This window comes from Thermaerobacter sp. FW80, assembly GCF_004634385.1.
GTDB classification, from domain to species: domain Bacteria; phylum Bacillota; class Sulfobacillia; order Thermaerobacterales; family Thermaerobacteraceae; genus Thermaerobacter; species Thermaerobacter composti.
Window position 1 is genome coordinate 1,629,321 of record NZ_CP037895.1, and the last position, 20,371, is coordinate 1,649,691.

Here is a 20,371-nt window from a genome sequence, read left to right on the forward strand (position 1 = left end):
GGGCGGGAGGCGCCTTGGTCGAATGGGCTGCCATGGATGTGACAACTCGACGAATCGCCGGAGGGGGTTGTCATGGAGCTGCTGCGGGTGCGGGAGCGCGGCCAGATCACCATCGCCAAGGTGCTTCGAGAGCAGCTGGGCATCGGGGACAACTCCGTCCTTCTCGCCTATGTGGAAAGGGGGCGGCTCATCCTCGAGCCCGTCCCGGAGCCGAGGGGCGACTTGCCGAGCATCATCGGCCTGCTCCCAAGCCGAGGTGAGGTGAATCCCAAGGACGCGCGCCGGGAAGCCCAGCGTCAGCGGGCGGAGCGATGGCGTGAGCGCCACGGTGAGGCATCGGGGCTGACGCGTGCCCGAGCGCGGTCGATGCCCGTCGAGGGTGGCCTCTGAGCGTCCAGGTCCTGGGCGTCTCCGAGCGGAGGGGCGCGCGTCGGCGAGGCGGGCGGGGGCCGCCAGGGCGGCGTGGGCGGCGTCCGCGCGGGATGGAGCGGCCAACGGTGTACGGACACGAGACGGGCCGGCAGGCACCCCGGCCCGTCGGCGATGCTCGCCGGCCCAGCCATCGGTCCTAGTCGCGGATCTGCTGGCCGCCGAAGGCGCCCTTGAGCCCGCCCGACGGGTAGCCGGCCAGGTCCGTGTTGACCGCGCCACCCGGACCGCCGGCCGCCTCGGCGGCGACGGCGGGGAGCACCCGGACGGCCTGTTCCGCGCCCCGGAGGTCGTCCTCCAGCTGACGGAGCAGGTCGGGGGTGGCCGGCGGCACGGTGTAGAGGCCGCGTCCGCGCAACCACTGGTAGTGCTGCTCCGCCATCTCCAGGTGCTGCCCCGCCATCTGGTACAGGGTCCGGCGCAGGTGCCGATCCGACGCCTCGGTGGCGGCGACCACCATGCGCAGGGCGAGGTGCTTGCAATCCTGCAGGCAGTCGGCGACGGCCAGGGCGTCGGGGTCGACCAGCCGGACCCCGGCCGCCTGGGCGGGTTCGGTCGCCCCCGGCCTGGGCCCTGGAACCGCGGCACCCGGCGCGTCGACGGGAGGCGATCCCACCGGTGGGGAGCCCGCCGCCGGGCCGGTCCACGGGGCCGGCGACCATTCGGCCCGGAACCCGACGCGGGGCGAATCGTAGCGGACGCCCTCGCTCCCCGGTCCCTGCGGCCCGCCTTGCGCCGCCCAGTGGCCGCGGAACGTCGGCTCCTCCCGCCCCCGGGCCACGCCCCCGGCCTCCCCCGGGGCCGCGCCGGGGCCGTAGCCCACGGGGCGCACCGCGGTGAAGGCCTCCGCGTCCTTCCCGTCCGAGCGGACGGTGCCGCCGGATCCGGCCACCCCGGGGCTTCCGGCATCGGCCCGCCCGGCCCGCCCGGATGCGGCACGGTCCCGACCGGGCCCGCCCGCCCCCGAATCGGCCATCGTGCCGCCGCCTGGCGCGTCGAAGGCGGTGACGCTGCCGGGGGCCACGGGGCCGCCGGCGCCCGGGGCGTAGGGCGCCGGGGTCTGACGGGGTTGGACCGCGGCCGTCAGGCCCGTCGGCTCGCGCCGCGCCCCGGCCTGCCAGCCCTCGTTGTTGCCGGCGCCGGGTTCCCACCCCACCAGCTCGGGACGGTCCGCCCGGAGCGCGTGGCGCGTGACGTCGCCGCCCTGGCCCGGCCGGCCGCCCTCCGGGCCGCCGCCGCGGATCGGACGCCACGGGTCGCCTGGGGCGTCGCCGGGCCGGCTCGCCGGCCCGGCACCGGCGGAGGGCCCCGTCGAGAGCGCGGCCTGCCCTGCGGTTGGCGGCCCCGACCGGCCGTCGGCGCCCGCGGGGTACCGGTGGTCGGGGGACGCCGCCGACGGACGGTAGCTGTAGGTCCCCGGCCCCGTGGGCGGGTACCCCGGTGACCCGCCGGCCTCAGCGGGATGAACCGGCCCCGGTCCCCACGGGCCGGCCGGCGCTGCCGAGCCTGCCGGGGCTGCTGGGCTGGTCGGTGCGCCAGGGCCCCCCGATGCAGACCAGCCGGTCGGTGGGACCGGGGCACCCGGTGCTGCCGCTCCGGCCGGTCCCAGGGGGCTGCCCGGCCCTCCCGGACCGCCGGGGGCGACCGGGCCGCCCACCCCCGTCGCCATCCCCGGCGTGCCGAAGGTAGCCGGGCCGGCCGGCCCGGCGACGCCGGTTCCACCGGCGGGATGGGCCCCCGCTCCGTAGAGTCCGCCCTCGCCCTTCAGCGCCAGTTTCAGCTGGTGGCTCTGCTGGCGGAAGGTCCGCTCGTGGGCGCCCAGCATCTGGACCACGTCGGGATCGCGGACCGTGCTGACGGCGTGGAGCAGCTTGTTGGCCGCCGTCTCACAGGCGACGATCAAGTCCCGCAGCTCCAGTGCCTCGTGGACCGTGCGCTGCACCCTTCCCCCTCCTCGTCGCCGCCCCGGTGGCGTGGCGGCTTGCCCCTTCAAGAGGAAGCGTGTTCGCGGCGGCGAACGCCTAGGATAGCAGTTTCTGGAGCGGGATCGTCGGCGACGGCGGAAGACGCAGGGGCGTGGGACGACGGGGGGACCGGGGCGTGAGCAGCGCGACGGCGGCACGGTGGGCGGGTTGGTGGCGGGTGGCGGTGCTGGGCAGCGGCTATCTCGGCACGCAGGTGGTCTGGACGCTCTACAACGCCTACCTGCCCAACTTCTACGGCGCCTACGTGGCCAGCAACGCCTTGATCGGCCTGGTGATGACCCTGGACAACATCGCCGCCCTCACGGTGCAGCCGTACTTCGGGGCGCTGAGCGACCGGGTGCAGACGCCCCTTGGCCGCCGGATGCCCTTCCTATTGATAGGGGTGCCGCTGACCGCTCTGGGGCTGGTCCTGCTGCCCCGGGCCCAGGGCCTGCTGCCGCTGCTCCTGGCCACGCTGCTGATGAACGTGGGCATCAGCATCTACTCCAGCCCCGCGGTGGCCCTGATGCCCGACGTGACGCCCCCCGCGCTGCGCGCCCGCGCCAACGGCATCATCATGGTCATGGGCGGCCTGGGGGCGCTGCTGGCGATCTTCGTGCTGTCGCCCTCCTTCGACCGCTCCCGCGTCCTGCCCTTCGACCAGGCTGCCCTGCTGGTCCTGGCGTCGCTGCTGGCGGTGGCCTTGGCCCTACCCGAGCGGCGGCTGGCGCGGTACGCCGTCGGCGAGGGGACGCGGCCTGCCGACGAGTACGGCAGCATGACGGCCGGGACGGACGGGACGGCCCCAGGGGGGCCCGAGCCCGCATCGCCCCGACCGTCGGACGAACCGGCTCCGGCCGGACCGGCGCCGGCGGCCCCCGGCAGGCCGGCCCCGGCCGCCCAGACGCCGAGGGCTCCCGACACCCCCGCCCAGGTCGTCCCAGAGCCGGGGGATCCCCATCGCCCCGCTCAGGCCGCCCCAGGGCCGGGGGATCCCCTTACCCCGGCTCAGGCCGCCCCAGGATCGGGAGATCCCCATCGCCCCGCTCAGGCCGGCCCAGGGCCGGGGGATCCCCACATCCCCGCTCACGCCGCCCCAGAGCCGGGGGATCCCCACATCCCCGCTCAGACCGTCCCAGAGCCGAGGGATCCCGACGCACCGGCCGTGGCCGCCTCGGGGTGGACGGCCACCGAGGGCGCGACCCGGACCGTCCCGGAGCCGGCGCCTTCCGGCGCGATCGCCGGGGCCGCGTGGCAGCCGGCGGCCGACGAACCGGCCCGCGCCGCCCGGGAAGGCACGGAGGCCGAGGAACCCGCCGAGCGAGGCCACCTGCTGCTGGCCCTGGCCCACGTGCTGGTGGACCGGGACCGCCGCCCCTTCTGGCTGCTCCTCGCCGCGCTGGCCTGGGTGGCCGCCGTCAACGGCGCCCAGAACATGTTCACGCGCTACGGCACGGAACACCTCGGCCTCACCCAGGTGCAGGCCACCTTCATGTTGGGGTACTTCGCCGCCCCGTTCATCCTGTTCTCCATCCCGGCGGGCATCCTGGGCGACCGCATCGGCCGGCTCCGCGCCATCCGGATCGGCGCCGCCGGCATCGTGCTGGCCTTCCTTGCGCTGGCCTTCGAACCGCCCGGCGCCGTGGCCCCGGTCCTGTTCGCCGTGGCCGGCCTCTGCTGGGCGCTGCTCATGACCAATTCCTACCCGATCCTGATCAACCTGGCTCCCGTCGGGACGGCGGGAACCTACACGGGCCTCTGGAACCTGGTGATCGGGCTTGCGGGCGTCCTCTCGCCGCCGGTGTACGGTGCGGCGGTGGACCGGCTGGGATGGGCCGCGTTCTTCCCGGTGGGCGTGGCCTTTCTCGCCGTCGGGTGGTGGGCGGCGAACCGCATGGGCGCCGCCGGGGCGGGGGGCGGCTCCGCTCTCCCGTGAGGCGCGGGCGTCCGCGGGACGCCCTTGCCGGGTCCCGTCGCACCTCCATCGCCCGGCCGCCTGGCCCGCGGGCTCCGGTCTTCCGGCCCTCGGCCCGCGCTCTCCGGCTGCTCGGCCCCCGGCCCCTCGGCCGCCCGGCCCTCCGGGTGTCCGGCCCTTGTGCGTGGTCCCCCGACGCCGGGCCGCCGTTCCCCCCGCACTCCGACCCCCGCTCCGCTGCCGTGAGGCCCGGGGGCCCCGACCCCTCGTTCCGCCTCGCGGTGTAGGTGCCGGCGCGGTGACGGGGCCGGCGTGGCGCCGGCCAGCGGGCGGAGGGGTGCGGACAGGGGGCGAACCGGCCTCCGGTCGGCCGGGCAGCGGCGCTGCGCCGCCGGTGCCGCCGGAAGCCTCCACCCTTGCCGCCGGTCCCCCGGGTGTGCAACGAATGGAGAAGGTTTGGCCAATGGGCCGCCCTGCGGACCGTAACCCTATGGCCAGGGAGGATGGATCCATGCCCGAGAAGATCGCCGTCATCGGCCTCGGGTACGTCGGCCTGCCCACCGCGCTGCTCTTCGCCGGGGCTGGCGTCGACGTGCTGGGGGTCGACATCAACCCCGAGCTGGTGGCGGCCCTGGAAGCCGGCCAGTGCCCCGTGGAGGAACCCGGCCTGCCCGAGCTACTCCGCCAGGTCCTGTCCTCGGGCCGGTTCCGGGTGACCCAGCGGCTGGAGAGCCGGGACGTGTACATCCTCACCGTGCCCACCCCCCTGGACCGGGAGACGGGGGGCGCCGACCTCTCGGCGGTGCGCCGCGCGGCGGAGATGGTCGCCGCGGTGGCCCGGCCCGGGCAGATGGTGATCCTGGAGTCCACGGTCCCGCCGGGGACGCTGCAGCGGCTGGTTCGTCCCATCATCGAGGCCCGGGTGCCCGGCCTCGACTACGTGTTCTCGCCCGAGCGGGTGCTGCCCGGGCGCATCCTGATCGAGCTGCCCAGCAACCCGCGGCTGATCGGCGCCGACTCGCCCCGTGCCGCCGAGCGTGCCCGGGCCCTGTACGCCACCTTCGTGCGGGGCGAGATCCGCGTCACCGACCCCACCACCGCCGAGCTGGTCAAGCTCATGGAGAACACCTACCGCGACGTCAACATCGCGCTGGCCAACGAGTTCGCCCTCGCCGCCGAACGCCTGGGGGTCGACGTCTGGGAGGCCATCGAGCTGGCGAACCTCCACCCGCGGGTCAACGTCCACCGGCCGGGACCCGGGGTGGGAGGCCACTGCATCCCCGTGGACCCCTGGTTCATCGTCGAGCGGGCGCCCCTGGAGACCGCCCTGATCCGGCAGGCCCGCACCACCAACGACCGCATGCCCGTCGTCGTGGCGGAGCGCATCGAGCAGCTGACCCTGGGGCGCGGCTTCGGCGTCGGTGCCCGCGCCGACGTGGCCCTGCCCGGGTCCGGCGCGGCGGGCGACGCGGCGACGGTGCCCGGGAACGGGGCGGGGAGGGGCGCCGTCGGCGGGATGCGGCCAGCGGACGGCGGGGTGGCGGCCGGTGCCGGCATGGCCGCGGGGGCCGACGCCCTGGGTGGGGCCGCATCCGCGGGGACCCCGGCGGCGGAGGCCGGCGCGGAGGCCGGACGCCCGCGGGGCAGGGCGCCCAAGGTGGGCCTGCTCGGCCTGGCCTACAAGGGCAACTCGGACGACAGCCGCGAATCGCCGGCGTACGTGCTGGCGAGGATCCTCCAGAGCCGCGGCTTCGAGGTGGCGGCCTACGACCCCCTGGTGCGGCGGGGCGCGCTGCCCAACGCCACGCTGGAGGAGACCGCCCGCGGTGCCCACTGCCTGGTGCTGGTCACCGACCACGACCGCTTCCGCGAGATCGACCCCGCGGCCCTGCGCCAGCTGGTGGCCCAGCCCGTGCTGCTCGACACCCGCAACCACCTGGACCACGCCCGCTGGCGGGCGGCAGGGTTCGAGGTGCACGTGCTGGGGGACGGCAAGGGCCGCCGCGGCGCGCAGTCGCCCGGCGGGCCGACCGCGGTGGCGCTGGATGCCCCGGGGGTGCGGGTCGACCCGTGAGAGCGAGCCGGGGAGGGGCCGCGGCCGCTCGGGCGGCCGGGGCCGTGCATCGGGACGAACCGGCCGCCGGCGCGGGTGCGCCCGTGCCCGGCGGGGGGCCCGCAGCCGGTGGCGCTGGGGCCGCGGCCAACGGGCCGGAGCGCGGACCTGGTCCCGGACGCCGCGGCGACCTCGGCGGAAGCGGCGACGCCGGCGGCAGGGGCGGCCGCTCTCCCGACGCCGGCGACCGGGGGCACGGCCGTTCCGTCGAGGACCCGCCCCGGGATGCGGGCGGGCCGGCCGACCCTCCCCGTCAAGCCGCTCACCCCCGTCGTGCCGGTCGTGGATCCGACCGCGCCCGCGGCGCGGGCGGGGCCGACCACCGCCGCGACGCCGGCTGGATACCCGATGGCCCCCGGGAAGCCGGCCACCCCGGCGAGGCCGGCCACCGGGCCGGCCGCCTCCGCGACGCGGAGCCCGACAGCCCCCACCAGGGCGACGGGCCCGACCGCGTCCGCGACGCCGAGCGCGAGCTCGACCGTCCCCGCGAGGCCGGCAGCGGGTCCGACCGCCCCCGCGAGGCCGGCCGCGAGCCCCGCCGCCTCCGCGACGCCGGCCGCGGGTCCGACCATCCGGGCGCCCCGGAGGGCCCCGGCGCCGGCGGCTCCGGTCCCCGGCGAGCCCCCTTGCGCGTGCTGGTCATCACCAACATGTACCCCAACCGCGAGGAGCCGTCCTTCGGCCTGTTCGTCCAGGGGCAGGTCGAGGCGCTTCAGGCGGCAGGGGTGCAGGTGGACGTCCTGGCCATGCCGCGGCGCGGCCGCGGCTGGCGCGGCCGCCTGGCCTACGCCGGCTGGGCGCTGCGGGGGCTCGGGCGGCTGCTGCGCCGGTATGACGCCGTCCACGCCCACTACGCCGTGCCCAGCGGCGTGATCGGCCTGTGGTTCCGGCGCCTGGCCGGGCGGCCGCTGGTGGTCACGGTCCACGGCTCCGACGTCCTGGTCCTGCCCGACCGCTTTCCACGGCTGGCGCCCGTGTTGCGCCGGGTGCTCCACGGCGCCGACCACGTCATCGCCGTGTCCTGGTTCCTCCGCGACCGCATCGTCGACCGCTTCGGCGTCCCGCCCGAGCGGATCACCGTGCAGAGCGCCGGCATCGACACGCGGGTCTTCCGGCCCGGGGCGCCGGGGGCGGAGACGGTGCGGGCGCGGTATGGCGGCCAGCCGCTGGTGGTCTTCGCGGGCAACCTGATTCGGCAGAAGGGCGTGGACATCCTGGTGCGGGCGTTCGCCCGGGTGCGGGAGCGTCTCGGTTCCGGACACCTGGTGCTCGTCGGGCCAAGCGTCGACGAAGCCTATCAGGACCTTCTGCGAGCGCGCGTCGCGAGTCTGGGCTTGGACGGTCACGTCACCTTCGCCGGGCCCCGCCCGCCGGCCGAGGTGGCGGCCTTCATGGCGGCCGCCGACGTCTTCGTGCTCCCCTCGCTGGAGGAGGGCCTGGGGCTGGTGGTGCTGGAGGCTCTGGCATGCGGCGTGCCGGTGGTCGGCAGCCGGGTGGGTGGCATCCCGGAGATCGTCCAGGACGGCGACTACGGGCTGCTGGTGCCACCGGGTGACGTGAACGCCCTGGCCGGTGCGATTCGGCGCGTCCTCGAGGACGCATCCTTCCGACAGCGAGCCCGGCAGTACGGCCCCCGGGTGGCGGCCGGTCACGACCGGCGCCGGCGTGCGGCGGAACTGGTGGTCCTCTATCGGTCATTGCAAGCGGGTGCGGAGGGGACCCGCCGGTCCAGCGATGCCGCCGCGCGTCGCCGCCCCAAGGGCGACTGACGGGCGACCGCCGTCGGGTGGGAGGGAGAGGCGCTGCGCATCGAGCTTCTGGGCTTGCCCCTCGACGCCCTGACCTTCGACGAAACCGTCCGGCGCATCGTCCGCCGGGTGGAGCGCGGCGAGCCCACCGTGCAAGTGTCGATGAACGCGGCCAAGTACGTCCGGGCTGCCGAGAACCCGGCACTGCGCTCCTTCATCCAGCGCGCCGACATCGTGAGCCCCGACGGGGCCGGTCCCTTGCTGGCCGCCCGGCGCCTGGGGCTGCCCGTGCCCGAACGGGTGCCCGGCGTCGACCTGATGATGGCGCTCCTGGCCGTCGCCGCGACCCGGGGATGGACCGTGTTCCTCCTTGGGGCACGCCCCGAGGTGGTGGAACGGGCCGTCACTCAAGCCCGACGCCGCTGGCCCGGCCTCGCGGTCGCCGGGTATCACCACGGCTACTTCCGCGAAGGGGAAGAGGAGAGCGCGGTGGTGGAACGGGTCCGTGCCAGCGGCGCCCGGATGCTGTTCGTCGCCCTGGGGACCCCGCGGCAGGAGCTGTTCCTGGACCGTTGGTTTGCGCACCTGGGCGTGACCTATGCCCAGGGGGTCGGCGGCGGTTTCGACGTCCTGGCAGGGGTTGCGCGCCGGGCGCCGACATGGGTGCAGCGGGCCGGACTCGAAGGCGTCTATCGGCTGCTGCTGGAGCCCCGCAAGCGCTGGCGCCGGGTGATCGTGGACAATGCCCGTTTCCTGGCGATGGTTTGGCGGACGCGGTAGTCCTTCCAAGCGCCCCTCGAAGGAATCCTGCTGGCGCCGGATGCCATCCAGACGCGAAAGACGTGTGCGAGCAGGCCGGCATTGCCATCAGCCATCACCTGGCTCGGCTCCATTGCGCTCCGTCCGACCCGGGCGGCGCCGGAGGGTGTGGCGGCCGCCTTAAGCGGGCTACGGCATGCGGCTGCCGGCGGCGGCAAGAGAGTTGCAGGCTTTCCAGGTCGAGCATGGCGAACCCTTGCCCGTGTCCAAGCCGCCCTTCAAGCTGCCCGTCGCGGGGGCGCCCCGTCCTACTGATGTCACCTCGTCGTTGGTCATGAAAATACCTTCGGTTTTCTTGCAAATATGCGATATGCGGCCATGATGCATTGGAGTTCCATAGAAATCCAGAAGACGGTTGTCGAAGCGGGGGAGGAGATGTCCGCCTGGGGACGAACAGCGTGTCATTGTGGAAATCGCTGGACGAGCTTCCTCGACATCGTGCGGCCTCCGGGCGCCCGGCCCGGAGCGCATGACGCGAATGGGCAGGGGGCCGGACTGGATGGCACGTCCCAGCGCGTGTCGAGGGTCCGGCCCATCCCTGTGCGGTATGGAGGATGGGATGGGAGTGGCAGCACGCAGGCGGATCGGATGGCGCAGGCTGATACGCGGTGGGAAGCGGACGCTGGCGGCATTTGCGGCAACGGGCATGGTCCTGCTGGGGACATGGGCGCCCGGCGGGAAGGAGTCGGCGGTGGTCGAGGCCGCCACCATCCCGAAGAAGGCGTTGGTGACGGCCAGCGCCCTCAACGTCCGCATGGGGCCGGCCACCACCTATGCCGCCACCGGTAGGTTGATGGAGGGGGCCGAGGTCACCATCCTCGAGCGCAAGGGCGACTGGTTCCGCATTGCCGGTCCAGGCTTGACGGGGTGGGTTCACGGGGACTACCTCACCGCCCGGCTCGACGGCGTGCGGATCGTGGTCGACCCCGGCCACGGCGGCATCGACGGCGGAGCCATGGCCAACGGGCTCGTCGAACGGGAGGTCAACCTGGCCATCTCCCTGTACCTGCGGGATATGTTGCGGGCCCGAGGCGCCGAGGTGCGGATGACCCGGGAGACCTGGGAGAGCAGGCCGCCGCTGTGCAACCGCAATAACCCCTACGATCCGTCCACCCGGACGGGTATGGCCAATGCGTGGCCAGCGGACATGCTCCTCAGCATCCACAACAACTGGAGTAGCAGCGCGAGCGCCCGCGGACTGCTCACCATCTGGGGCCGGGCACCCCAGTCCCAGGCCCTGGCCCAGGTGATCCACGATCGCACACTGTACTGGACGCGCACGCGGCAGGGATTCGACCACCGCAGCTTCGGGAGCGGCGTCTACCGGGATACCGCCATCAGTGGGAGCACGCTGGCCATCACCAATTGCTCGAGGGTCCCGGCGACCATCGTCGAGGTGGCCTTCCTGACGAACAAGGACGACGCGGCGCTCCTGAAGAGCGAGGCGTTCCTCCAAGCGGTGGCGCGGGGCATCGCCGACGGCGCCGGTGCCTTCGTCCTCGAACGCGTTCCCGAGGGCCCCCTGGGCGGTGACGATGCGAACCCCGAGCCCGACCCCGATCCCAATCCCACTCCCGAGCCTGATCCGGATCCCGGTCCCAAGCCTTTCTCGGACGTGGGCGGTACCCTGGCGGACGAGGTCTACCGCGCCCATGAGCTTGGTCTCGTCGACGGGTACCGCGATGGCCGGTTTCGGCCCCAAGAGCCGGTGACCCGGGCCGCCATGGCGAAGATGGTCGTCCTCGCGGTGGAGCGGGCGACGGGCAAGGACCTGCCCACACCGTCCGAGTCGCCCTACCGCGACGTGAACTCCCGACAGGCGCTCTACGAGTACGTCCTCACGGCCACGGCTGCCAAGTACCTCCATGGCTATGGAGACGGCACCTTCCGGCCGGAGCTGGCCATGCCGCGGGAGCAGGTGGCGGCCGTGCTGCAGCGGGCAGCCGGACTCGAGGGCAGCCGGCCCTCCTTCGACGACGTGTCCAGCAGCAGTCCGTTTGCATCCGCCATCGGTGCCGTGGCCAAGGCCGGGCTGATGCACGGCGAGGGGCATGGCCGCTTCGGCTACGGCAAGCCGATAACCCGGGCCCAGGCGGCGGCGGTGGCCGTGCGACTGCACGATCTATTAAAGGAAGCGAACTGAAATGGACCGGCAACCGCTCAACGTGGTCGAGGGGGTGGCCCTGGTCAGCTGGGGGCTGGGGGCCTTGGCGGGGGGGATCGGCGGTGGTCTTGCGGACGGGGTAGCGGCCACGGTCCTCGGGCTGGCGGGGCCTCCCTGGCTATGGATCCTGGCCTATGCCGTCGTACGCAGGCTGGCGCCGGCGATGGAAGGTGGCGGTCCATCGCATGGGTGGCGGATCCGCCTCGGGATGGTGGTCTTGGCCGCCATCGCCCTTCGCCTCGCGGGGCGGGCGGCGACGGAGGCGTTCACGAGCGCCGGTGCCGCGACCGCGCGCCTCGGCGGTGGAGCGGGGGGCATCGCGGCAGGTGCTGAGGGCGCGGCGGTGGAAAGGGCGGCCGAGCTGGCCAGTCTTCTGACCTGGCCGCATACCCTGCCCGGGCCCGTCGCCCTCGCCGGGCTCCTGGTGCTCTACCAGGCGTGGCGCCGCGATGCCGGTCTGCGCGGGGCGGCGACGGCCCTCTTGGTCGCGATGCCCGCCGTCATGGGAGGGCCTTTCCTCACGGACCCGGTGGTGGCGGAGGGGGCCGCCGCGGCGTACTGGCTCGTCTTCGGCCTCTTCAATGGGAGGTACGGTGCGGTCCGGTTGGGGCCGCCGTCCGCCCTGTCCGGGCCTGGGTGGGGACGGCGAGATCGGACAAGGGGATTCGACCCGGCCCGGGTCCGCATCGTCATCTCCGGTTTCTATGGCGCCGGGAACGCTGGCGACGAGGCGATCCTCGCCTCCTTGCTGGCCGGCCTGCGGGCCCGGGGGTACCGGGACATCACGGTGTTCTCCATCCGCCCGGATTGGACGAGCCGGCAGCACGGCGTGGCCAGCGTCTACCGCGGCTGGCGGCGCCAGCTGTGGACCAAGGTGCGGACCCTCGCACGGACCCATGTCTTCATCTCGGGCGGCGGCGGGTTGTTGCAGGACGCGACCCCCACCTTCCTGTTCCGCGGACCCGTGCCCTACTACCTCCTGATCGCCACCCTCGCCCGGCTCTTGGGTTGCTGGGTGCTGTTCCTCGGGCAGGGGGTCGGGCCCCTGCGGGGCCGGTGGGTCCGGTTCCTGACGCGCCTGCTGGCCAACCACGCCGACGCCATCACCGTCCGCGATGCCGGATCCCTGGACCTCCTGGCCGAGGTGGGGGTGACCCGGCCGCCCCGCTGGCTGGCGGCGGACTTCGTCTTCGCCGCCCCGCCGCCGGACCCGCAGCGGGCCGCGGCGGTGGCCGCCCGGGAGGGGCTGGACACGGGTGGCCGGTGGCTGGCGGTCTCGGTGCGCTCATGGCCGGGGAGCGAGCGGTTCTTCCCGGAGCTGGCGGCTTTCGTCGAACAGGTCCTGGCGCGGGATGCGGACCTCCGAGTGGTCCTGGTCCCTATGGAAGGGGCGATGGACCGTGCCGCCGCCCAGCAGTTAGTCGCTTACATGAGCCAGGGGACAAGCGGGGTGGGGCGACCGGACGGCCGGGAGCGGGTGGCGTCCGCGCGGCAGCGGGTTCACATCCTGCAAGCCGACTACGAAACCGCTGACCTCGAGGCCTTCGTCGCCCGCGCGTGGTTGGCGGTGGGGATGCGGCTCCACTTCCTGCTCTTTGCGGCCCGGGCGGGTGTGCCCGTGCTCGCCCTCGCCTACGACCCGAAGGTGGGAGCCGCCATGGACCGCTTGGGGATGTCGCGGTTCGTCCTGAGGCTGGATGACGTACGGGCGGATCGACTGCTGGCGGCGTACCAGGAGCTGGTGGCCCGCCATGACGAGATCAGCCGGTCGCTACGGCAAGCGGCTGTTGAACTGGCGCCCCTGGCGGCGGCCAGCCTCGAACTGGTGGACGCGGCTGCGGCCCGGGCTCTCGCCCGGCCCCGACCGGTCCCAGGGGGTCGACGTTGGCTGGCCAGGAGCAGGCCGGATGATGAAGGGGAGTGGCGCCAGGAGAGGGGGTGGTGCTGCGCCGGGGGTCTTGCGGCCGCAGGATGCGACCTCGAAACGAGATCGCGGGTCCTCCGGAGGTATGTTGCTTCCCCAGGCTAACTGCATGACGTTCCCATCGCGGATGGTCCAGGGATGCCAGGGGACGGGACGTCCGGCTGGAGGGTCGGGTCCCGTCGGCGGGTTTGCACGGGAGGGGCTTCGACATGGAGGGATCCGGTTTCCGACGGCCCCATCGGGGTGGAACCGGTGACCGGATGAAGAGGATGGCGAGACGGGGTTCGCCCCGGGGGAGGGGTCTTGGCAGAAGGCTTTGGGCTGCCGGGCTGGTGTGGGCGTTCCTGGCGGCGACGGCGATCCCGGTGTGGCCGTCGGGGTCGGTCTTGACCCGGCCGGTCCGGGCGGCCGACGGCCGGCCCCAGGCGGCGGTGGATGTCCTGGCCACGGAGGGGCTGACGCCGCTTCCGGGGGGCGGGTGGATGCTGGAAGCCCGCGCCGGCTGGTTGCAGGTGCGGCTACCCGAGGGGATCGAGGGCGTGACCATCGCCATCCCCCAGGGCGGGCCTGTGCTGGTGACGCCGCCGGGCTACCAGGTGCGTGTGACCGGCGTCCAGGACGGCGCCGTCATTCACGAGGTGCGGCCGGTGGGCGCCGCGAGCCAGGAGGTACGACTGGAGTTCCACGCCGTCGCCGGTCAGACCACCACCGCCCGCATCGGCACCGTGACCGCGGCGGGCGACGCCAGGGGAGCGGGCACGTTTTCTATCGCCGCTGCTGGCAAAACGTCCACCTCCGCCAACACTGGCGGTTGGGTGCGCTTGAAGGGCGGCGGCAACGGCCATCGGGCCGGCATGTCCCAGTTCGGCGCCCAGGGCCTAGCGAAGCTAGGCGTCACCTACCGCGAGATTCTGGACCACTACTACCCCGGCACGACGGTGAAGAAGCAAGCAGCAAGCGACACGAGCCAGGTCGTGCGCGTTGGCCTATCCTTTGACGAGAAGGGCGGTGCCCACGACTTGCCCGTGGGCCGCCAACGGTGGACGCTCAAGGTCGATGCCACGGCGACGGTGGTGCAGGGCGATACCACCTACGACTTGGTGGCGGGCACCTATGACCTGACCTACGAGCCCGGTGAGGGGTTCTACTTCAGACCGTTGGACCCCGGCGGCAAGGCCCTGGACGTGACCGGGACCAGCGTGACGAAGGTGGAGGTCAAGGCGCCCACCGGCAAAGTGATTCACTTGCGCTACCCGACCTCGGGTTACCGGCAGTACGAGGGGACCCTGGAGTTTCAGGGCGGCGGCGACGGGCGCATGAAGGTGTGGAACAGGGTGAACCTGCGGCAGTACTTGATGGGCGTGGTGCCCCACGAGATGTACGCCTCCTGGGGGGAGGAAGCCCTCAAGGCCCAGGCTGTGGCTGCGCGAACCTATGCTGCCGGGCAGCAGTACGGCGAAAATGGTGACCTGGTCGATTCCCAGGCCGATCAGGTATTCCACGGCTACTATGATGACCCGAAGTACCGGAAGAAGATCGAGAACGTGGTCGTCGGCACCGACGGCGAGCTCCTCTATTACGGCGGCAGCCTCATCTCTGCGGTTTACAGCTCGGCCAACGGGGGCTGGACCGCTTCCAACACCGAGGCCTTCGGTGACGGTGAGAAGAGCCCGCCACCGGTGCCGTACCTGCCGGGCAGAGAAGACCGTTTCCGCCTGGCCAGTGGGGCCACGGTGACGCCGGAATCCTACCAGCAGGGCGACGTCAGCTACGAGGCCACCTACTTCCGGTGGCAACGGGACGTGGCCATCTCGGCCATCGAGCAGGCGTGGCCGCAGGTGGGAGAACTCCTCGCCGTCCAGGTGGTCAAGCGAAGCGCTACTAGCAATACGCCCATCACCATCCGCATCACCGGCTCCAAGGGCAGCGTGGACGTGCTGGGTCGGGTCTTCCGGTCGAAGCTGGCCCTGCCTTCACCTTTGCTTCTCCATGACAAGCTGTACCTGCGCGAGTTCCCGGACGTCGCCGGGGCCCTCAAGGACGAGATCAACCGGGCCTACCATCTGGGACTGGTGGATGGCGATCGCTACGGCTTCTTCCATCCGGACGAAGACGTGACCCGGGCGGCCTTCACGAAGATGATCGTCCTGGCCGTGGAGAAGGCGACGGGCGAGGAGCTGCCCACGGGCAGCGAGCCCTTCCCGGATGCGCGTCCCGGCCAGGCCCTGTACGATTACGTGGTCAAGGCGTACAATGCCGGGATCGTCAACGGGTATCCAGACGGCACGTTCGGCTACGACAAGGCGATCAGCCGCATGGAGGCGGCGGCCATCGTGCAGCGGGCGCTGAAGCTTCCGCTGAGGCCGGAAGCCTTCGTGGACGTGCCGGATGGCAGCGCCTTCGCCAAGTTGATCGGTGCGGTGGCGGCCGCCGGCATCATGGTGGGCTACGGCGACACCTTCGGCCCGGCCGAGAACCTGACCCGGGGGCAGGCGGCGGCGGTGGCGGTGCGCGGTTACGACTACTGCGCAGACAACAGTTGCAAGCCGTAGGCACGTCAGGCGGTCCCTGGCATCGGCGGAGAGGGCGGGGGAGGCCACGAAGCGCGGCCTCCCCCGCTGCGCTCTCTGGGCGGCCTGCTCTGGCACGGTCCGTCGGTGCACGCTCTCCCACACCCTTCAGCGCCCTCCAGGGCTGGTTCGCTCCGGGCCCTGCACGGTTGGTTGGGTGCGAACGGAAGAGAACGCGCCAGCTCCAGCAGGATAACTGCCAACGGCGGCCAATTATACCGGCGGCATCCGGTTTGATGCCTTCTTACAGAGTTGGCAAAGATACAAATCGGGCTTGTTTCGCCGAGCTGACCGCATGCTTGGACTGTGCGCCGAAGGATGGTCGCGATCCCCGGAAGGAGTCAGGGCTGCGTAGTCGAACGTAGCAATTTGGACAAGTCGTGAGAAATCAATACATATCTGTCAGTTTGAGCGTTTTGAACGTTTTAGCGCGGTTCACTTCGAGAGGGGGTGGTACGGCCCCTGCCAGGCGGCGCGACGGCCGCCACCGGCGGGAGGCACGTGGCAAGTGCGGGGTAGGCCACGGAGCCAGCCTCCAGGGGCTGGCCGTGCAGGCGCTGCAACCGGCGCCGATCCCGGTGCGCGGCCGAGCGAGGCGGGGCGGCGGCCCCCGGGGCCGGTACCGCGAGACACCGGCCTGAGGCCGCTGGGCCGAGGCGCACCGCCGGATGGAGGGGGGACGGTGGGTGAGTATCTGACCAGCTCGCAGGCGGCACGGCTCCTCGGGGTTTCGCGCAGCACCTTTCTCAACTGGCAGGCGTCGGGCAAGCTGGCGGAGCATGGGGTGCATCCCATCCAGACGCTGGGTGGCCAGTACCGGTACCGGCGCGAGGAAATCGAGGAGCTGTTGCGTGCCCTGACCAGCAACGGCGGTCAGCATGCGAGGCGGGCCGGCACGAACGGGACCAGCGAGGGCGACCCGGACGTCGGGAACGGCGCTTCCGCGGGCGCCTAGCGCTGGGGCCGTAACGACGTTGCATCGGGGGCTACGTGTCGAATCGTGGCGAAACGTGTCGGCCATCACAGGACATCACGGGGGAGTCCCCGAGATCTGGGTGGAGGAGGAGGTCCGGAGTTGAGTACGGCGCGTTGGCACTACACGCGCAAGCTGGCGGCGATCCTCACGGTGCTGGGCATGGTCCTGGCCCTGTTCCCGGTCGCCGCCTTCGCTCAGTTCAAGGATGTCGGCGGCACGCTGGCTGACGAGATCAAGAAGGCGTACGAGGCCGGTCTTGTCAGCGGCTATTCGGACGGCACGTTCCGGCCGAACGAGAACGTGTCGCGGGCGGCCTTTGCGAAGATGATCGTCCTGGCCGTGGAACAGGCCACGGGGGAGGAGCTCGAGACGGGCAGCGAGCCCTTCTCGGACGTGCGGCCCGGCCAGGCGCTGTACGAGTACGTCGTCAAGGCGTACCAGGCAGGCTACATCAAGGGCTATCCGGACGGCACCTTCGGCTACAACAAGGCCATCAGCCGCATGGAGGCGGCGGCCATCCTCCAGCGGGCGCTGAACCTGCCGCTGAAGGCCGAGAACTTCAAGGACGTGCCTGACAACAGCGCCTTCGCGAAGCAGATCGGCGCCGTGGCGGCCGCGGGCATCATGGTCGGCTACGGCGACAACTTCAAGCCGGCGGAGAATCTGTCCCGTGGCCAGGCGGCGGCCGTTGCCTATCGCGCCTTGGAGTACCTGGTCAGCCAGCAGCCCGAGGAAGAGCCGTATGAGGTCGTGGCCGTCGAGCAGGCCAGCGACAGCTCCCTGCGGGTGAAGTTCAACAAGGCCGTCGAGGACACCAGCGCTGTCCAGTTCGACGTCAAGCGTGACGGCCAGGCGGTTCAGGTCACGCCCGAGTGGGCCCAGGACAAGACCTCGGTTGAGCTGAAGGTCCAGGCTAAGCTGCAGCCCGGCACTTACACGGTAACGGTTACCGGCCCGAACTTTGCCGCGGGCAAGAACAGCGGCTCCGTGACCATCGAAGGCTATCGGGTCGTTTCGGTCACGCCGGTCAGCCCGAATGCTCTGCGGGTGACATTCAACAAGGCCATTGCCGACACGAGCGCCGTTAAGTTCGACGTCAAGCGGGACGGCTTGGCCGTGACGCTGACGCCTGCCTGGGCCGATGACAAGAAGTCGGTCGACCTCAAGTCTGCTGCGAAGCTCGCGGCTGGCACCTACACGGTGACGGTTACGGGTCCGGACTTTGAGGCGGGCAAGAACACCGGTAGCGTTGCAGTTGAGGATGAGAAGGTCGCCAGGATCGAGCTGGTTGGCGACAAGCTGATCCTGGATGCCACCAATAAGAAGGTGGCGCGGATCTCCTACAAGGCCTTCAACCAATATGGCCAGGAGGTCACCGGGACCGCGCTGACCAAGAACATTACGTGGGCGGCGAACGTCGGCGTCGCTAAGGACGACGAGAACGACGGTGTCATCACTGTAAGCAACACGTCCGACTGGCAGGTGGGTGCCACGGTCGTACTCACCGGTGTTGACCCGGCGACTGGGGTCTCCACGAGCAAGACCCTGACGGTAGCGCAGTCGGGTGTGCTGAGCAGCTTCTCGTTCGGGAACATCATCTACCCGAAGGACACGACCCGGATCTACCGCGGCAAGAATCCGGCGGCGTGGATCGAGGTCTCGGCTACGGACGAGAACGGAGTCGCTGTAGACGAGGCGTACCTTAAGACTGCCGTCGAGCTGGTCGAGAGTTCCGGGCTTGCGGCCGAGTTCGTCACCAAGGACGGCAAGCCAATGGTCGCCCTCAACACCACGGGCGTGCAGGCTGCCGGCAAGGTGACTCTGACAGCGGTCGTCCTGGCCAAGCCTGAGTTGAACAAGACGATCACGTTAGACGTTGTTGACGAGCCGTATGCGGCCAGGGTCGAGGTCGGCGCGCCGACTGGTGTCGTCGCTGCGGGCGACCCGGAGGAGACGCTGGTCCTTCCGCTGACGGTCTATGACCAGTTCGGCTCGCAGTTGTCCACGCAGGATGTTGTCGCCGCCTTCAATAAGGGTGATATCCAGATCGTCGACGCGGGTGCCGTTGACCTCACCCTGGGTATCGCTTCCGAGGGCGACAACGTCGGGAAGGTCGTGAACACGGCTGATATCCCGGCGGACAAGACTGGCTCGGTCACGATTACCGTTGTGGCTGTCAAGACCGGAGCTACCGATTCGGTGCAGGTCCAGATCCGCGAGCCGCGTGAGCCGGCCGAGCTGGTGTTGCCCACGGACGCGGTAACCAAGTTGACGAAGCGTGCCACGACGACCATCGAGCTCGGCTTCAAGGATCAGTACGGCGCCGAGTACAAGCCCTCGTCGACGCCGCTGGATAAGTTCGGCTATAAGGTGACCGTGGATGACACGGACGTCGTCACGGTGACTGTGGGCGGCAGGGAGGTCCCGGCCGAGGTTAAGGACGACGCTGATCTCACTGACCTCCAGGACATTGAGGTGACGGCCAAGGAGGAAGGCACTGCTACGGTCACCGTGCAGCTCCTTAAGGACGAGAAGGAGATCAGCCGCGTCGAGTTCACGGTCACGGTCACCCAGGCGTCCAGCAGCTTGCAGTACAGCATCGCGTCGATTCCTGCCCTGTACTGGGACGCTGACGGTGACGGTCAGGACTGGGACTGGGAGAGGGAGAACTGGCGCAGCGACATCATCGGCGGGCCTGGCGGTTCTCCGGATAGCGTGTATGCCGAGACTGTGAAGATCATTGCGAAGGATAGCCAGGGCAACTCCTACGCGATTGATCCCACCAGGATCATCGGTTACTCGGTCAGCAAACCGGAGTTCGGCATCGGCCAGGCATCGGACGGCACGCTGCGGGTCTGGTCGGATATCGACGGGCTGCCTTGGGATGACAAGGACATTGAAGGGACCATCACGGTGCTCTTCAACACCGAGGATGGCAAGGTCCTGTCCCTGCAGGCGCCGGTGAAGATCTCGGCGAAGGAGCGTACGCCGGAGGCGGTCTACGTCCGAGACAAGGGCACGATCCAAAAAGATGCTTCGGGCAACGTCACGACATACGCGCTGCGCCAGCTGCCCGGCAGTAGGACGGTGACTGAATTTACCGTCGACCGGAGTGCTGATAGTCAGGAAGTTGGTGCCGTGGTCGTGAAGGACCAGTTCGGACGGTATTGGTCGACCAACTGGGTCCGGGTGGCTGTTGCAAACGAGAAGGGTGTCGATGTGGACAGCGGTGTCGTCAACGTCGATCCCGAGGGCAAGATTAGTGTTGACGTCGATCAGATCCTCGCCGGGGACGACAAGAATGACGGCGGTAGCTTCGACATCGTCATCCTGACGGACAACGGCAAGACTGCCAGCGTGACGATCAAGGTGCCGGCCCAGCAGTAAAAACGAAGGGACTGGTGCCGAGGGCGGACCTTCGTGGTCCGCCCTCGGCTTTTCCTGTGTTAGGTTGAATCCCAGATGTTCTGTGGCGGGGCTAACGTATCGCCACTGTTCGACGATCGAACTGATGGCAGTGCCAGCGGATGAATAGTCGCGGCGCCTTGGGCGGCGTTGTTAGTCTTCTGGGCAAGGGTGGTAGGTGCACGTGTGGCCAAGGCATCATTTGGGTCACTCTGGGCGCCCATCTATTGATAGCTTCACGGCTAGAGGGTCCGGCCGCGTTCGTAAGAGGGTGGGAAGAGTCTCCACGTTGGTCCTGTTGATGTTGGCCCTAGCTGCATCTTCGATGCCCCCCTTCTTTACGC

General features: G+C 71.0%; 11 protein-coding genes. 10 read left to right on the forward strand and 1 reads right to left on the reverse strand.

Going from position 1 to position 20,371, the window contains the following annotated elements:
* The first annotated feature begins 72 nt into the window (after positions 1-72).
* The gene (locus E1B22_RS06845; protein ID WP_135225062.1) at positions 73-390 is read left to right on the forward strand and encodes an AbrB/MazE/SpoVT family DNA-binding domain-containing protein; all 318 of its coding nucleotides are present in this window, start codon (positions 73-75) and stop codon (positions 388-390) included.
* 178 nt (positions 391-568) lie between these two features.
* Here the strand turns inward: E1B22_RS06845 and E1B22_RS12680 are convergent, their stop codons facing one another.
* Positions 569-2,371, reverse strand: a complete 1,803-nt coding sequence (locus E1B22_RS12680; RefSeq protein ID WP_167758867.1) for a spore coat protein — start codon at positions 2,369-2,371, stop codon at positions 569-571.
* Positions 2,372-2,529: 158 nt separating this feature from the next.
* On the opposite strand from E1B22_RS12680, the gene E1B22_RS13275 reads away from it, so the two are divergent.
* The 9 genes from E1B22_RS13275 to E1B22_RS06900 all read left to right on the forward strand — a co-directional run bounded on the left by E1B22_RS13275 (position 2,530) and on the right by E1B22_RS06900 (position 20,009).
* Positions 2,530-4,329, forward strand: a complete 1,800-nt coding sequence (locus tag E1B22_RS13275; RefSeq protein WP_243123216.1) for an MFS transporter — start codon at positions 2,530-2,532, stop codon at positions 4,327-4,329.
* A 490-nt stretch (positions 4,330-4,819) separates the two neighbouring features.
* On the forward strand, positions 4,820-6,382 hold the full coding sequence (locus E1B22_RS06865; protein WP_243123842.1) for a nucleotide sugar dehydrogenase: 1,563 nt from the start codon (positions 4,820-4,822) through the stop codon (positions 6,380-6,382).
* 671 nt (positions 6,383-7,053) lie between these two features.
* Positions 7,054-8,190, forward strand: coding sequence for a glycosyltransferase (locus tag E1B22_RS06870; protein WP_243123843.1), 1,137 nt, complete (start codon positions 7,054-7,056; stop codon positions 8,188-8,190).
* Between the two features lie 54 nt (positions 8,191-8,244).
* A complete protein-coding gene (locus E1B22_RS06875; RefSeq protein WP_243123217.1) occupies positions 8,245-8,949 on the forward strand; it encodes a WecB/TagA/CpsF family glycosyltransferase in 705 nt (234 codons plus the stop codon).
* Between the two features lie 685 nt (positions 8,950-9,634).
* Positions 9,635-11,131: an N-acetylmuramoyl-L-alanine amidase gene (locus tag E1B22_RS06880; protein WP_243123218.1), complete on the forward strand. Its 1,497-nt coding sequence runs from the start codon at positions 9,635-9,637 to the stop codon at positions 11,129-11,131.
* A gap of 1 nt (position 11,132) precedes the next feature.
* The gene (locus E1B22_RS06885) at positions 11,133-13,181 is read left to right on the forward strand and encodes a polysaccharide pyruvyl transferase family protein (protein WP_135225066.1); all 2,049 of its coding nucleotides are present in this window, start codon (positions 11,133-11,135) and stop codon (positions 13,179-13,181) included.
* A 227-nt stretch (positions 13,182-13,408) separates the two neighbouring features.
* Positions 13,409-15,628, forward strand: coding sequence for a SpoIID/LytB domain-containing protein (locus tag E1B22_RS13880; protein WP_135225067.1), 2,220 nt, complete (start codon positions 13,409-13,411; stop codon positions 15,626-15,628).
* A 700-nt stretch (positions 15,629-16,328) separates the two neighbouring features.
* Complete coding sequence (locus E1B22_RS06895) at positions 16,329-16,601, forward strand: helix-turn-helix domain-containing protein (protein WP_243123219.1); 273 nt, start codon at positions 16,329-16,331, stop codon at positions 16,599-16,601.
* Positions 16,602-16,721: 120 nt separating this feature from the next.
* On the forward strand, positions 16,722-20,009 hold the full coding sequence (locus tag E1B22_RS06900) for an S-layer homology domain-containing protein (RefSeq protein WP_135225068.1): 3,288 nt from the start codon (positions 16,722-16,724) through the stop codon (positions 20,007-20,009).
* Positions 20,010-20,371 lie beyond the last annotated feature (362 nt).